Annotated in this window: 14 protein-coding genes; 7 read left to right on the top strand and 7 right to left on the bottom strand. The window is 43.2% G+C overall.

Going from position 1 to position 15,693, the window contains the following annotated elements; genetic code table 11:
• Positions 1-55: 55 nt before the first annotated feature.
• Positions 56-1,228, bottom strand: coding sequence for a cupin domain-containing protein (locus tag JMX82_RS02485; protein ID WP_201539329.1), 1,173 nt, complete (start codon positions 1,226-1,228; stop codon positions 56-58).
• A gap of 156 nt (positions 1,229-1,384) precedes the next feature.
• Here JMX82_RS02485 and JMX82_RS02480 point away from each other — a divergent pair, with 156 nt between their 5' ends.
• The gene (locus tag JMX82_RS02480; protein ID WP_109591335.1) at positions 1,385-1,579 is read left to right on the top strand and encodes an NF038104 family lipoprotein; all 195 of its coding nucleotides are present in this window, start codon (positions 1,385-1,387) and stop codon (positions 1,577-1,579) included.
• Positions 1,580-1,704: 125 nt separating this feature from the next.
• Here JMX82_RS02480 and purB read toward each other — a convergent pair whose 3' ends face one another.
• The 3 genes from purB to mnmA form a co-directional block, all read right to left on the bottom strand.
• On the bottom strand, positions 1,705-3,096 hold the full coding sequence (purB, locus tag JMX82_RS02475; protein WP_201539328.1) for an adenylosuccinate lyase: 1,392 nt from the start codon (positions 3,094-3,096) through the stop codon (positions 1,705-1,707).
• Between the two features lie 149 nt (positions 3,097-3,245).
• Complete coding sequence (locus tag JMX82_RS02470) at positions 3,246-5,117, bottom strand: hypothetical protein (protein ID WP_201539326.1); 1,872 nt, start codon at positions 5,115-5,117, stop codon at positions 3,246-3,248.
• A gap of 53 nt (positions 5,118-5,170) precedes the next feature.
• Complete coding sequence (gene mnmA, locus JMX82_RS02465; protein WP_201539324.1) at positions 5,171-6,397, bottom strand: tRNA 2-thiouridine(34) synthase MnmA; 1,227 nt, start codon at positions 6,395-6,397, stop codon at positions 5,171-5,173.
• A gap of 260 nt (positions 6,398-6,657) precedes the next feature.
• Between mnmA and ispF the strand changes: the two genes are divergently transcribed.
• From ispF to JMX82_RS02435, 6 genes are all read left to right on the top strand, one after another.
• Entirely contained in the window at positions 6,658-7,161 is a 504-nt protein-coding gene (gene ispF / locus JMX82_RS02460; protein WP_201539322.1) for a 2-C-methyl-D-erythritol 2,4-cyclodiphosphate synthase, read from the top strand.
• A 214-nt stretch (positions 7,162-7,375) separates the two neighbouring features.
• Positions 7,376-7,726: a Grx4 family monothiol glutaredoxin gene (gene grxD / locus JMX82_RS02455; RefSeq protein ID WP_045446215.1), complete on the top strand. Its 351-nt coding sequence runs from the start codon at positions 7,376-7,378 to the stop codon at positions 7,724-7,726.
• A 171-nt stretch (positions 7,727-7,897) separates the two neighbouring features.
• Positions 7,898-8,428, top strand: coding sequence for a hypothetical protein (locus JMX82_RS02450; protein ID WP_201539321.1), 531 nt, complete (start codon positions 7,898-7,900; stop codon positions 8,426-8,428).
• 264 nt (positions 8,429-8,692) lie between these two features.
• Positions 8,693-10,588, top strand: coding sequence for a tRNA uridine-5-carboxymethylaminomethyl(34) synthesis enzyme MnmG (gene mnmG, locus JMX82_RS02445; protein ID WP_201539320.1), 1,896 nt, complete (start codon positions 8,693-8,695; stop codon positions 10,586-10,588).
• Positions 10,589-10,858: 270 nt separating this feature from the next.
• Positions 10,859-11,818, top strand: coding sequence for an AEC family transporter (locus tag JMX82_RS02440; RefSeq protein ID WP_201539319.1), 960 nt, complete (start codon positions 10,859-10,861; stop codon positions 11,816-11,818).
• Between the two features lie 61 nt (positions 11,819-11,879).
• The gene (locus tag JMX82_RS02435) at positions 11,880-12,911 is read left to right on the top strand and encodes an ornithine cyclodeaminase family protein (RefSeq protein WP_201539317.1); all 1,032 of its coding nucleotides are present in this window, start codon (positions 11,880-11,882) and stop codon (positions 12,909-12,911) included.
• Positions 12,912-13,059: 148 nt separating this feature from the next.
• Here JMX82_RS02435 and JMX82_RS02430 read toward each other — a convergent pair whose 3' ends face one another.
• The 3 genes from JMX82_RS02430 to JMX82_RS02420 form a co-directional block, all read right to left on the bottom strand.
• Positions 13,060-13,230, bottom strand: a complete 171-nt coding sequence (locus tag JMX82_RS02430) for a hypothetical protein (protein ID WP_157292364.1) — start codon at positions 13,228-13,230, stop codon at positions 13,060-13,062.
• Positions 13,231-13,278: 48 nt separating this feature from the next.
• Positions 13,279-14,280, bottom strand: coding sequence for an LLM class flavin-dependent oxidoreductase (locus tag JMX82_RS02425; protein ID WP_201539315.1), 1,002 nt, complete (start codon positions 14,278-14,280; stop codon positions 13,279-13,281).
• 346 nt (positions 14,281-14,626) lie between these two features.
• Positions 14,627-15,556, bottom strand: coding sequence for a LysR substrate-binding domain-containing protein (locus JMX82_RS02420; RefSeq protein WP_045446223.1), 930 nt, complete (start codon positions 15,554-15,556; stop codon positions 14,627-14,629).
• Positions 15,557-15,693: the final 137 nt, after the last annotated feature.

Raw genomic sequence — 15,693 nt, 5'->3', positions numbered from 1 at the left:
TCAGATAGCGGTTTTTTTTATTTGCGTTATTTGATTAATGTCTGATTAATAGATATTATTCAGCAATATCAATCCACACCCAGCCGTTCTCTAGCCATTCGCTCAAATCATCTGCATCGACATCGGTGACATCTTGACTATTTAGGTGTTCGCCATTAGCCAAACGCACCAATACCGCTACTGTTGTATCATCAAGCCCGTCAATGCGCTGACCATTGGCATATAGCACAATGCCATCATTAGTCTGGCTATAGAGCAAACGATTGCTATAATCCGCTTGCAAGGTGGCACCTTCTGCTAGAGCTTGCATGAGCTCATCCGTATCTAGTGTATCCTCTGGCATCAGCGCATCATACTGGCGTTTGCTGACGACTTCAGAAACTGCTTGACGAATGATATCATCACCACGCTCAGACTGTAGCATTTGTAATAGCTGATCTTTGATCGCATTGATGCTGCTCGCTTGCAATTCACCTGACGCTTGCAGCGCTTGTGGCAACAGCATTGGGATAAATAAATCGCTATCGTTGGTGGCGATATCAGCTAAGTTGTCGATGATTTGCATCAAGTTAGGACGACGGCAGCCAAATGAAAAGGTTAAGCAATCGTCTTGTGCCACACCAAAATGCGACAGCTTCGGCGGTACGTAAAGTACGTCACCGGCTTCTAATATTTCATCAAAAATAATCTCACCCATGTCATCAAAGAGGCGAATCGGCTCATCGGCGACAAACTCGGTATTTTTATCACAGAATTTGCCCAGTTGCCAACGTCTAGACCCAAACCCTTGCGCTAAAAACACATCATAATCATCATAGTGTTTGCCGACTGAACCACCTTTTGGCGCATAAGAAACCATGATGTCATCACGTTGCCATTGTGGAATAAAGTCAAAGGCTTGCCACAATTGACCAAGCTCAGGCGACCACTGTTCCATATTCTGCACCAATACCGTCCATTGCTCAGGTAAGTTATCGAAATCAGTTTCAGTCAATGGGCTTTTTTTAAGTTGCCACTGCGCCTGACCTTCTTTTTTACTTGCTGCTTGAGTTAGTAAGCGCGCCGAGGCGTCTTCTTCTAGGGCTAGACCAAGCATGTCGTCAGGCTCAAACATGCCAATTAGCTGTGGTAAGCCTTGTTTAATTAAGAGTGGCTTTTTTTGCCAGTATTCGCTTAAAAATTGCTCAGGCGTGATAGAGTCGGGTAAACAAAGCGGTATAGAAGTCATGGGTAGATCCGTGTGTTTAAGTAGAAAGGATATCAAAGTAGACAGAATATAAAACTAGAACAGTGCTTTATAGCTGACATATATTGGTTTATGATTAACGTCTAGCTGATGGTCAAAATATAGCCATCAGTGCCTCTCATTATCCGTAGGAAATTTATGAAAAAATTACAGTTTATCGTTATTATCGCCAGTATGTTTATGCTGCAAGCTTGTGTGCATAAAATCGTCACCGTACCTGTAAAAGTCGCCTACAAAACCACTAAAGGTGTCGTTAAAGGCACTGTTGCTGTTACCAAAGCGATCATACCGGGTGATAGCAGTGATAAAAAAGATGAAGACGATAAAGAATAAAACCTCACCCATTAACTATGTATTTAAAAAAATCATAGTGTTTAGAGTAAGGTTTTTTTAAAAAGATATAAATGAATGCTCGTTTATATCTTTTTTACATTTCATAAAGATAAGCGCGTTGCCAGTTAAATCTTAGCAATCCACTCTTTAATCGTGCGCGCTTGCTCCGCCGCATTACCGATATAAGTGGCTGGTATCATCTCACGTAGGCGCGCTTTATCCGCATCGCTCACCGCAGATAGCTCATCACTTTCAACGAATGTTAGCATGGCTTCGCGAGTCATGGCGTTACCACGAGTCAGCGCTTTAAGCTTCTCATATGGGTTTTCAACACGATAGCGACGCATAACCGTTTGAATCGGCTCTGCCAATACTTCTTGTGCATTATCTAAGTCATCATTCAAACGCTGGGCATTCAATTCAAGTTTGCTGACACCTTTTAAACAAGCATCATAAGCAATCATACTTTGCGCCAGACCAACACCGATATTACGAAGTACGGTAGAGTCTGATAAATCACGCTGCATACGCGAAATAGGCAGTTTTTCACCCAAATGAGCCAGCATCGCGTTCGCAACGCCCAAGTTACCTTCAGAGTTTTCAAAATCAATCGGGTTGACTTTATGCGGCATGGTAGAAGAACCAACTTCACCATCTTTTAGGCGCTGTTTAAAATAGCCTAAGCTAATATATTGCCAAATATCACGGTTAAAATCGATTAGAATGGTATTAAAACGTTTGACAGCATCAAATAGCTCAGCGATATAATCATGTGGCTCAATTTGCGTGGTATAAGGGTTAAAAGTCAGCTCAAGGCTTTCATCAATGAAGCGTTCTGCATGTGCTTGCCAATCAACATCAGGATATGAGGCGTAATGAGCGTTATAGTTACCAACCGCGCCATTGATTTTACCCAATAGCTCTACTTGATTCACTTGCTTAATTTGACGGGCTAGGCGATAAGCGACGTTTGCCATTTCTTTACCAAGCGTCGTTGGGCTAGCGGTTTGACCATGGGTGCGTGATAGCATGGGTTGGTCGGCATGAGCAATCGCCAAATTCACGATGCTATCAGTCAATTGCTGCATTTTCGCAACCACAATCTCGCGGCTGTCTTTTAGCATTAACGCATAAGACAAGTTGTTGATATCTTCACTAGTACACGCAAAATGAATAAATTCTAATGAATCCTCAAGCGCTGCCTGACCACGGAACTTGTCTTTGATGAAGTACTCGACTGCTTTTACATCATGATTGGTCGTCGCTTCGATGTCTTTGATGGCTTGGGCATCTGCTTCACTAAAGTCATCAACGATACTGTTTAAAAAGGCATTGGTATCGGTATCAAATGCTGCCAATTCACCAATCGCATTGTTATCTGCCAATGACTGTAACCAGCGAATCTCGACAGTGACGCGGGCTTTAATGAGACCAAATTCTGATAAATAAGGACGCAAGCTGTCAGCTTTGGAGGCGTAACGACCATCGATTGGGGAGAGTGCGGTAAGTAAGTTCATAATAATGCCTTTAAATTAAAAAAGTAAAAGTGATGAAAACTGTGAAATCCCACAAATGAACACATCATATAAGACTGTGGTCAAAAAAATACGGGTAGTGTAGCAAATGTAGCCGTTGATAAAATCAAAATATGCATATAACGCGATTATTAAGGGGTATCGGGTGTATTAGAGTGTGTCGAGCCATACTTAGTATTAAAGTAAAAACTACGTTTTGTCCTTGGATCTAAAATTGAGGTTACCGTTTTGACAGTACCGTTATTGCCGATAGCGACACTGTCTGCGGCATATTCGCTTGCTTGGTGGATTGGATTCGCAAGTTTTGACGTCACTATCGCGCCATTTACATTTCTTTCTTGCAAGACGTCTTGTAGAACAAAGTGATTGATACTAAGGTTGGCTCGATTGGTCGCAGTAATTTTGTAGGCAATACATTGTCCTGGAGTTACTTCAGATAGGGCGGCTTTACTATAGGCAAGCTGGTTTTCTAGATTTGGTAACAATGAGGCGATTTTGCAATCGTTAAGTGCTTGTTCTTTTTCAAGGACTAAAGCTACGTTTTTATCAATCACTCTGCCAAAGTTATTATTTTCATAGTTATACTTGTTAGTAGTCAAGGAAATAACCGTTTTTTCATTAGTAGTACGAATGGGATAAGTGCTACCACTATTTTCTTCAATCAGGCAGACAGTACTTTTGCCAGTTAGAGAAGCGATAGGTATTTTAATCTCATATTTACCGACAATATTAGTAGGAGTATTGATAGTTTCAAGAGGAGCATTGGTTGTACAGTCAACCAGCTTGACTGTGCTACCTGCAATACCACTTTCAGCAGAGTCAAAAGTACCATTGAAGAAGTTGGTATTGTTATATATACCGCTGTCTATCGTAGCGTTATCTTTTTTGACATTGATGTCGCTATCATTTATACCGCCATTATCATTGAATACAGTGCCTGAAAAGACGTAATTCAACGGTTCACTTTCTACCCCAAAGCTGATCCATTCGTTATAGGTTTCTCCAACCACATCCGCTTCAATAGCACTATTACCTCTCATGATGCCTTCGTAAGTTAAGATGATAGTCTTGGCATTCTTAACCGCAAGAACATAGTTGCTGTCCGCATTAGCGATACCATAGCTGACGTAGCTGCTATTATTAGCTATGATGTCATTTACGTTCAATGCCCGATAAGTCGTCTGATTATTGGGACTGGTAGAGGTTTCTTTTAGAATATTGGTAAAAGTAGGCATAGGGGGCAAGGTGCCTCTTTTTTGACCAGAAGCAAAAGATACTTGTCCACTACTATTGGTAGTAGGCGTAAACGAGCTACTATTACCACTACCGTTAAGCGCAGTGATCCCGTAATAATATAAGCCGCTATCCCCACCATTTGAGCTATCGAAGCGTAGCTGTGGCAAGGTAACCGTATTGTTAGAGCTAAAGCTATTTCCAGCCAGTTTTTTACCCATAAAATAATCACCCATGGCATTATAAAAATAGGGGATGTTTGGATTATTTCTGATAGTAGCTTGCGCAGGTGTACTAATTTGACTATTTTGGGTAAAGCTTAATGTTTGACGTGCAATCTCTGAGTTGCCACCCACTGAATAACTGGCTTGCCCAATTTTTATGGTATGTATAGAGGCGTTATCATTAGGCGTAATAGTAAAAGTGTACTTAAATTTATCTCTATCAATACTAGTATTAGAATCATTCCTGATCTCAATACCATTGGTACGCGTACCACTAGATGGTGTTATCTCAGCATTACTGCTATAACCAATATTTTCATTGCGAACCAAAGTAAAACGACCAGTAGCACCAGAACCTGCTGCTACATATGTGCCAGAAGCACTACCAGCCGAAGCATCAGAGCTGGTAACCGTAATACTCCCCATCTCTGCTGGTGCTGACTGTGCACTAAATGACGCAGCAATGAAAGTAAGCGTAAGACCTCGCTTCAGCCATATCGAACAAGAAAATGAGATATTCAGCAAGGCGAAAAGGCGAGCGGTCATTCAGTATCCTAAAAAAAGACAAATCATTGTATTAATTAATGTTAAATGAGATGTCAAATCCCGCAAGGCGCGTCAATAGAGGCAATGACACCGCCGCCCAAACAAACCTCATCGATATAAAATACTGCTGATTGACCTGGCGTCACTGCCCGTTGCGGCGCATCAAATATCACTCGTACTTCTAAACCTTTATCATCAACAGCAAACACTCGGCACGCTTGGTCTGGCTGACGGTAGCGCGATTTTGCCATACAACGTAAGCCATCTTCGCTAAATATATCTGCAGGCGGTAAACCATCGACCCAATCGAGCTTATAAGCTTGCAGCTCATTACTCAGCATCATGGGATGCTCATGACCTTGTCCAACGATCAAACGGTTGTTATCCAAGTCTTTTGCCAATACAAACCAAGGCTCTTCTGGGCGATCTTTGACACCGCCAATACCAATACCACCACGCTGACCTAAGGTATAATACATTAGCCCGTCATGCGTACCAATAGTATGACCATCGTCAGTGACGATATCGCCTTTTTGGGCAGGCAAGTACTGTTGTAAAAAGTCTTTAAAACGGCGCTCACCAATAAAGCAAATACCCGTTGAATCTTTTTTATTGGCAGTAATAAGATCATGTTCTTCAGCGATTTGACGAACCACTGGTTTTTCAAGCTCACCGACTGGGAACAGTGTCTTAGCGATTTTATCGCCGCCAACCGCATGTAAAAAGTAACTTTGGTCTTTATTGTTATCAAGCCCGCGTAATAGCTGCGCAACCTCAGTGCCATTAGCATTCGTATAGTTCATACTACGGCGCGTGTAGTGACCGGTGGCGATATAATCTGCACCCAGCGTCAAAGCATAGTCTAAAAACGCTTTAAACTTGATTTCTTTGTTGCACAAAATATCTGGATTGGGCGTGCGTCCTGCTTTGTATTCCGCTAAAAAATGCTCAAAAACCCGATCCCAATATTCCATGGCGAAATTGGCCGTATGTAGCTTCATACCGATTTTGTCACATACCGCTTGTGCGTCCGCTAAATCATCCATTGCCGTACAGTATTCGGTGCCGTCATCTTCTTCCCAGTTCTTCATAAACAGACCTTCGACTTTAAAGCCTGCTTGCTGAAGTAAAACGGCTGATACAGAAGAATCGACGCCACCTGACATACCGACAATCACGTGCTTGGCGCTAGGATTCTCGATATCGGCAAGTGTTAATGGACGATGAGGCGTGAAAGACTCAGAAACGGCTATGCTTGAGGTATCTTGTATGGCTGACATAAAGTGGCTCAACTATTTGTACGTTCTCCAAAATAGATATTGACGCCAAAAATTATGCCATTGCTACAATAGGTAGTCTTAGCAGAACGACGTCAGCTTATCTTTTGGATCTGGTATTATGATAAAATAAATGTCATATTATACCAGTTAATTGAAACTGGTGGCGACCGATGGTGTCTAGGCATTAGTAAAATCGCTTTAGAAATTTAGATGGTGGTTTTGAATTATTTTAATCACGTTTCACTCATCTTGGAATAATAATGATAAAAATTGGTCAAGGTATCGACGTTCACGCTTTTCACAATAATGGTCAGCAGCAGCAATATGTGGTGCTAGCAGGTGTGCCTATTGAACACACGCACAGTTTGCTGGCACACTCTGATGGAGATGTGGTGCTGCATGCGCTTGCCGATGCACTGCTTGGCGCATTGGCGCTTGGCGATATCGGTCAGCATTTTCCTGATACAGATGCTGCCCATGCAGGTTTGGACTCGCGGGTGCTGCTACGTTATGTCTACAGTAAAGTGCAAGAGGCTGGTTATAGTCTAGGCAACGCTGATATCACTGTGATGTGTGAGCGTCCAAATCTGGCACCGCACAGTCAAGCCATGCGTGATAATATTGCCAGTGATTTGCAGACGGCGGTCAATAATATCAGCGTTAAAGCCACCACCACTGAAAAGTTAGGCTTTACCGGTCGGCAAGAGGGCATTATGGCCAATGCCGTGGTATTATTAGTCCCTAATGTTGTCGAATCTAGATAGCTTGGATCGGGTGTCATCGCTGCTTGAGCACTCCGAGTCATATTGACTTGGTCAGTTGCGCGTAGATTTTATATATGCAGATTTTATATATAGTCTATAGAGTTGTACTTGTAATACCGTGGCGCTTGCCCCATGTATCAGCCATCTCTTTTCTCAATCATTTTGTAATATCAATCACTGTTTTCAATGAACCGCTTTATCAATAGGAGCTTTTATGAGTGAGCAAACCCCAAATACTGCTGCAAACGACGTTGAACAATTGATCCGTGATCAAATCCGTGACAATAAAGTTATTATTTATATGAAAGGCACGCCGCAATTTCCGCAGTGTGGCTTTTCTGCTAAATCGATTGAAGTTCTTACTCAAATCGGTCGCCCATTTGCGTTTGTAAATATTTTAGAAAACCCAGAAATCCGTGCGACGTTACCTAAAGTGGCTAATTGGCCGACTTTTCCACAGTTGTGGATTGACGGCGAATTGATGGGCGGATCAGACATTATTTTGCAAATGTATCAATCAGGCGAGCTTAAGCCATTGGTTGAAGCAAACAGCCCTGCTGCATAATGCTGAAAACACTTATCTAAGCTTTTTTATTATCAAGCTGATAAGTTTTAACAATAAAAGCTCGAGCCAGTCCTTAGATGGGCGCTCGGGCTTTTATTGTTTTTGTCAGTATTGACCCCATATATGGCTCAACAGCAAGCATTATAAAAACATAAATAATGAGAGAGTATTATGAGCAATCAACCAATAGAACAACAAACACCTGAACCGGTAGCTGCTGAGCAAGCGGCAATCGAAAAACGCCGTGAGCATTTAAAAAATGAATCCACGCGCATCATTGAAATTGCTGGCAATGAGCCACATTCAGCCCTGAAATGTATTCATCAGCTTAGCGTGGCAGGCGGCGCAACAGAAGCCACTTATATTGCGATTGAGCAGCGTATCGTTGCGGATCAAGATTCTGCGGGCGCTTATCATTTGGCATTATTGGCACAGAATACGCCAGATTTACCCATCGATGCGCGTCAACTTATCGAGATGGTCGTTAATAAAGGCGATAACCAGCAGCGTTTGGCATTGCTAAAAAACTTGCTGCTACCGCCAGTAGACATGATTAAAGAGCAAATTTTGGCGAGTAATGATGGCAATGCTATTGGCTTGATGAATGCTTATTTGCAGATCAATCCAGAAGGTTATGGCAGTCAGCATATGCTGAGCAGTGGTCAATCAGATCAAATCGTACCGCTGAGCCCTGGTAACTAGGCGCTAGTTATTAAGTTACTAGTTATTAAGTTTAACAATGATGCTTAACACTTAATGTAAATAGTTTCTACTGCGGCGTTTTTTAAGCATCAAAAAATTGTTATAATGGTGGGTTAGCAATCCAATATCTAGCGGCTTTTCCAAGCCGTTAACTTTTTAAATCCGACTGACGTTTATTTGCTGATGACCATGCTATTTAGCCATAAAATTCTGGTAATAATAGTTTTTGGCTAAAAGCAGCGTTATGAGTCAAGTGAGGCGTATATGCAATACCCAAAAAATTACGACGTGGTAGTGATCGGTGGCGGTCATGCTGGCACAGAAGCTGCTTTGGCAGCCGCACGTATGGGCGCGCAGACCTTGCTGTTGACACATAATATTGAGACGCTCGGGCAGATGAGTTGTAATCCAGCAATTGGTGGTATCGGCAAATCCCATCTGGTGCGTGAGATTGATGCGCTTGGCGGTGCAATGGCATTGGCAACGGACAAATCAGGCATTCAGTTTCGTGTGCTTAACAGTCGTAAAGGTGCTGCCGTTCGTGCTACGCGTGCGCAAGCAGATCGTATTTTATATAAAGCCGCCATTCGCCATACGCTTGAGAATCAGCCAAATCTTGATATATTTCAACAAGCGGCTGATGATATCTTAGTTGAAAATGGTCGTGCGACGGCAGTGGTTACTGCAACGGGTATTATCTTTAATACGCAAACGGTGGTACTGACCTCAGGAACCTTCTTGGGCGGTGTGATTCATATTGGTCTCGAAAGCTCAAAAGGTGGTCGCGCAGGCGATCAACCTTCTATCAAGTTGGCAGATCGTTTGCGTGAGCTTAAGCTGCCAGTCGGTCGTCTAAAGACAGGTACGCCCGCGCGGATTGATGCGCGTAGCGTTGACTTTAGTGTGATGACCGTACAGCCGGGCGACACGCCGCTACCAGTGATGAGTTATATGGGTGATGTGTCTATGCATCCTGAGCAGGTCAATTGCTACATCACGCATACCAATGCGCGCACCCATGATATTATCCGTGAAAACTTAGACCGTTCGCCGATGTTCTCTGGCAAAATCGAAGGTGTGGGTCCACGTTATTGTCCGTCAATCGAAGACAAGATTCACCGTTTTGCGGATAAAGACAGCCATCAGATATTTATCGAGCCAGAAGGTTTGACCACCCATGAGCTATATCCAAATGGTATCTCAACGAGTTTGCCGTTTGATGTGCAGTTAGAGTTTATTCATAGTATGAAAGGCTTAGAGAATGCGCACATTACCCGTCCAGGCTACGCCATTGAGTATGATTACTTTGATCCGCAGAACCTAAAACCAACGCTAGAGACCAAATCTATCGATCGTCTTTACTTCGCTGGACAAATCAATGGTACAACTGGCTACGAAGAGGCTGGCGTGCAAGGTTTGCTAGCAGGTACTAATGCGGCATTGGTTACGACTAATAACAGCGATTTTGACGTGTGGACACCGCGCCGTGATGAAGCCTATCTTGGCGTGCTCGTTGATGATTTGATTACCCATGGTACGACTGAGCCATATCGTATGTTTACGAGCCGCGCAGAATATCGTCTATTATTACGTGAAGATAATGCCGATCAACGCCTAACTGAAACAGGTCGTAAGCTTGGTCTAGTTGACGATGTGCGCTGGCAGACTTACCAACAAAAAATGGAAGCAGTTGCCACAGAGACCTCACGTCTCAAAGATATGTGGGCAACCCCTGCTAACGCGCTAGGCAAAAAAGTCACAGAGCAAACGGGCGAGGTGCTGTCAAAAGAATCGACTGCTTTTGATTTGCTCAAGCGTCCGCAGATTCATTTTGCTGATATCGCTGCCATCACTGATTCGCAAGTCGATGCCCAAGTGGGTGAGCAGATAGAAATCTCTGTGAAGTACGCAGGCTATATTGATCGTCAGCAAGAAGACATTGATCAGATGAAGCGCCTAGAAAATACGGCGCTGCCACTGGACTTTGATTATAGCGTGGTATCGGGATTATCGAATGAAATTGTACAGAAATTGACACAAGTACGTCCTGCGACGCTTGCTCAAGCTGGACGCGTGAGCGGTGTGACGCCTGCCGCCATTCAGTTGCTAGCCATGACGGTGAAGAAACAGAAAAAAGCAAAGGCCGCGCTAGATTCGTAATAGTAGTATAACTAGTATAACTAGTATAACTAGTATAACTAGTATAACTAGTATAACTAGTATAACTAGTATAACAAAAGCCCATAACGATATACCGTTATGGGCTTTTGTTTGTTTATAATACATCCGCTGTTAAAAGAAAATAGAGCAGGCGCTTGTCTTACTTGCTATTTTGTCTCTATACTAGGTTAGAAAACTTAATGATTACTTGTCAATTTATCTCGCTGATGTCCATATTATGATGGGCTTGTCAACGAACTGAGCCTATTTATGATTGATGCTATTGTCTTTGCTATTACCATTGTCTTGCCCAACCTTGCCTTAATGTGGTTGGGTTTTTTTATGCAGAGACGCGGTGAGGCGAGCCAGACTTTTATTGATCAAGCATCGAGCTTTGTCTTTAATTACTGTTTACCCTGTTTGCTTTTTTTTAGCGTCGTTGATAGTGATGTCGATTACAGCAAACAAATCACGCTGATAATGGCTGGTATTCTGGTGACATTCATCTTGTTTATAGGTGCAGAGATTTACGCCAAATATTTTGTGAGCAAACCGGCTGATCAAGGGGTGTTTGTACAAGGGATATTTCGAAGTAATATGGCTATTATTGGACTGGCAACGGTTGCTAATGCCTACGGAGAACGTGGCTTAAGCATCGGTGCTGTCTATATGGGTGTGGTGACGATACTGTTTAATATCTTAGCGGTTATCACTCTCAGCCGTGTGTCCAAAAGTGTGGATGATACTTGGCTCAGTCGCAGTACCATGATTATCAAAAAACTATTTACCAACCCACTGATTATCGCATTGGTAGCAGCATTTGCTTATAAGGCGTCACCGCTGCCGCCTATTACAGGTGTGATTCATACGACTGGCGATCTACTGGCCGCAGTGGCATTACCCTTAGCATTGATTTGCGCCGGTGCCAGTATTGATTTGAAGTCGATGTTGCACCCTTCAGGGCTGTCCATGCAGGCGAGTATCGGACGTATTATTGTTGCGCCATTGATTGCCATCGCTATTGGATTAGGATTTGGTCTATCAGGTGTGCATATGGGTGTGTTGTTTTTGATGGCAGCCTCACCAACAGCCGCCGCCAGCTATGTAATGGCAAAAGCCATGGGTGGCAATGATGTGTTAGCTGCTAATATTTTGGCTTTTACCACCGTGGTAGGTATGTTTGGAATGGCGATTGGTGCGGCAATATTGCGCGGGTTGGGATTAATGTAGTAGCCGTTTTGGCGTGATAAAACATGTTCTAATAATAAATGTATAAATAGGAGTACTTAAATTGCAATTACTAAACAAAGCAATCGTGACCGAACACCTCAATATGCAATCTGCCATTGGGGCGATAGAAGCATTGTTACATCAACAGGCAGCGCATCCCAATTGGATCAAAGCGCCTGAACGTTTGGTCATTGAAACTTTTAGTGAAGATGATGCCCATCGTTCAGGTTCGCATTTATCAATGCCTGCGATGATTTATGATGGTAAGAACGAGTATACAGCCGTAAAATTGGTCACCATTTGTCCTGATAATCCGAGCCGAAATTTACCAACCACAACGGCGATTATTACCGTGTCAAACAATGATACTGGTGAGATATTGGCAATTATGGATGGGGTTTATATTACCCAAGTGCGTACGGCAGCATTGTCAGGCATTGCGACCAAATATATGGCAAGCGCTGACTGTCAAAGTGTGGCGGTGGTCGGTTGTGGTGGCATGGCTTATGAGCAATTACATGCGGTAATGACAGTACGTCCTGAGATTAAAACAGTATATTTATGGAATAGAAGCAGGGAAGGCGCTGAGATTTTTAAAGTGAAATTTACTCGTGATTATCCGCAATGGGACGTTACTATAACGGTTTGCGAAAATATCAATGATGCTATCCGTGATGCAGATGTTATCAATGTCGCAACCCGCGCAACAGAAGGTTTGTTTGATCTCAACCATATTAAATCTGATGTACACATCAACGCAGTCGGCGCCTATCAGCCTTCAATGAAAGAGATAAGCAATGATGTCATTGCAAACAGTCGCATGGTCGTTGTCGATGATTTGGTTGGCAGTCGTCATGAAGCGGGCGATTTAATCCAAGCTCACGATAGTATCGATTGTGCATGGACATGGGACGACCTCAGTGGTGACTTACAAGCGCTAGTCACAGGGGCGCTACAAGAAAAAACCGCTAAGTCTAATCATGGTGTTACGTTATTTAAATCGGTTGGTGCAGCCAGTTTTGATGCAGCAGTCGCTCTATATGTCGCACAACAAGCCGCACAAAAAAATCTTGGCTCGTCAATTGAATGGTAAGGCCGTCTGAATAACAGTACGTAAAGATTGCTGTATTTTTATTATGTAGCAAGCCAAAAAAAGCCCTCTTTCTAAATAAGAAAAGAGGGCTCTTTATATTGCTTTAGACGTTAAATTAATACGTCCCAGCATATTTTTAGAGCGGTTATTAATTTGAATTGTCTTTATTACGTTGGTCTTCGCGCCGCTGCTTACGCTTTGGGCTGGTGCGATAGGTCAAATAACCACCGACAGCCATCACCGCAAGAAAGGCAACAATGTACATAAATATTGATGAGCCGATAAGCAGTGAGGCACCGATAATAGGAGTTGCGTCCATGTCAAACATCCAGCTAAGGTTTATCAATAATTATGCAAGTGTCTGATTTCATTGTAAAGTAAATAAATTTAACTCAGGTGTAAGTTCCAGTGAACGCATGCGCGCTGCCTGATCGTAAACGTTAGCCGTCACAATCAGCTCGTCTGGCTCATACTGGGCAAGGAATGCCGCCAGTCTCGGCTTGACAGTTTCCACAGAACCGATGAATGACACTGACAATGCGCTATCCACCATCATTTTTTCAGCAGGGCTCCAGATACTGTCCATATCGTGAGTAGGTTTCGGCATTTGACCTGTTTCACCACGGCGCAAGCGTACGAAACTTTGCTGCGCAGAGGTAAAATGATACTGTGCAGTAGCATCGTCATCGGCGAGTAATAAATTGGCTGCCAGCATGACATAAGGCTTATCTAAATAGGCTGATGGTTTGAACTGTTCACGATAAGCTGTAATCGCTTGCCCAAGCATTTGCGGTGCAAAGTGTGAGGCAAACACATAAGGAAGTCCCAAATGCGCCGCTAACGTAGCCCCAAAAAGAGAAGAGCCTAATATCCAGATAGGAACGTTTGACTTTGCCCCAGGAAATGCCTGTACTGGGCTATTATCTGTACCGTTCCCTAAAAAGTACATCAATTCTTGGACGTCTTGCGGAAAGCGATCAGCATCTTGCATCTGACGGCGTAGTGCCTGAAAGGTTGCGCCATCAGTACCCGGCGCACGACCCAACCCTAAATCTACGCGATCACCATATAATGCCTGCAAAGTGCCAAATTGCTCAGCGATGACGAGAGGTGCATGGTTCGGAAGCATCACACCACCAGCACCAATACGTATATGCTTGGTTTGGCTACCGATATGCGCTAGTAGTACTGACGTCGCTGCACTAGCGATACCCGGCATATTATGGTGCTCTGCCATCCAATAACGGTTTAAGCCGAATTTTTCTGCTTGCTGTGCTGTCTCAATCGTTTGGGCAATGCCTTCAGCGATGGTTTTACCTTCAGGCACGGGTGCTAGATCTAAAAAGGATAAGGGAATAGCGTTACTCATAAATCACCTGTTTTTATGATGCCGCCTTTCAACGACATGGTTATATTGGTATTTGATTCTAGTTATAAAAGAGACTAGCGACAGCAATGATGAACTAGCACCTCAAGAATCTAGTGCTAATTCAATATTGCTGTAACTAGTCGCTCAATAGTTCATATAATGGGGGGATTCTATTGAATATAAAGGTCAGAAGTTAAGACGATAACAAATCTTAATAATGGGGTAGAGTTATAAGAGTCACATGCGCGGCAGTCGATTTTGAGTAGAAATGAGAATAGAAAATGGCATCATTATCTGTTGATAACGATGCCATTGACGTTTAGTGAAAATATGAATGAATGGTTCTTTACTGGCTAAATTGTTTTTGACACAGTTCCATAAATGCCCGACCATACTGACGAATTTCTGCATCATCACGTACCGCCATCCAACTGGTAAATCGTCCAAAATGATCGACTGGTATGGCAGTTAAGTTCTGATAATGGCTTGGCTCAAATGCCATTTCTGCGATAATTCCAATGCCTAGGCCAAGACCTACGTAAGTACTAATCACATCAGCATCGAGCGCCGCTAGGACGATATCTGGCTCTAGACCTGCCTCTTCGAAGGTTTTGTCAATCGCACCGCGCCCCGTAAAGCCACCGTGATAGGTCACAATCGGATAGCTAGCGAGGGTCGGCAAATCCACAGACTCGTGATTGGCGAGTTCGTGATCGCTTGGTACAATGACGCGATGCGTCCAGTCATAATAGCGATAGCAGCGTAAATAATTGTTATGAAGTAAAGACTCGGTTGCAATGCCAATGTCTGCCTGCCCGCGAATGACCATCTGCGCGATGGTCTCTGGATCCGCTTGTTGTAATATTAGGTTGACTTTGGGGAAACGCTCTTTAAACTCTTTGACGACTTGCGGCAATACATATCGCGCTTGCGTGTGAGTGGTGGCAATCGTCAGCGTGCCAATATTCGGATTATTAAAATCGAGACTTAGGTTTTCAATCGTACGGATCTCGGCGAAGATAGATTCGATATGCGGCATTAGTGCTGTGCCCATGGTCGTAAGACCCGTTAGGCGTTTGCCTTGACGGACGAATACTTCCGTTTTGAGCTGATTTTCAAGTGCCGCAATATGTTTTGATAGGCTAGATTGACTGGTGTGCAGTACGGTCGCCGCCTGACTTAAGTTATAGCCATTAATCACCGTATGCCATACTGTCTCCAACTGCTTGAGCTGAATCTGTAAATGCCGCTGATTGACCACTACGTCGATTGCCATAACTAAATCCTATTGTATAAATATACAAACCCTGTCTGTATACAAAAGTGAAAATGTACAAATATGCAGTAAGCAAGTAGTGTAAAACAAAGTGTTTATTCTTGTATATACTTAATGGTTATCTATTTATATTTATT

Source organism: Psychrobacter sp. 1044 (assembly GCF_904846525.1).
In the GTDB taxonomy this organism is placed as follows: domain Bacteria; phylum Pseudomonadota; class Gammaproteobacteria; order Pseudomonadales; family Moraxellaceae; genus Psychrobacter.
This window is presented reverse-complemented; position numbering and strand designations above follow the sequence as displayed.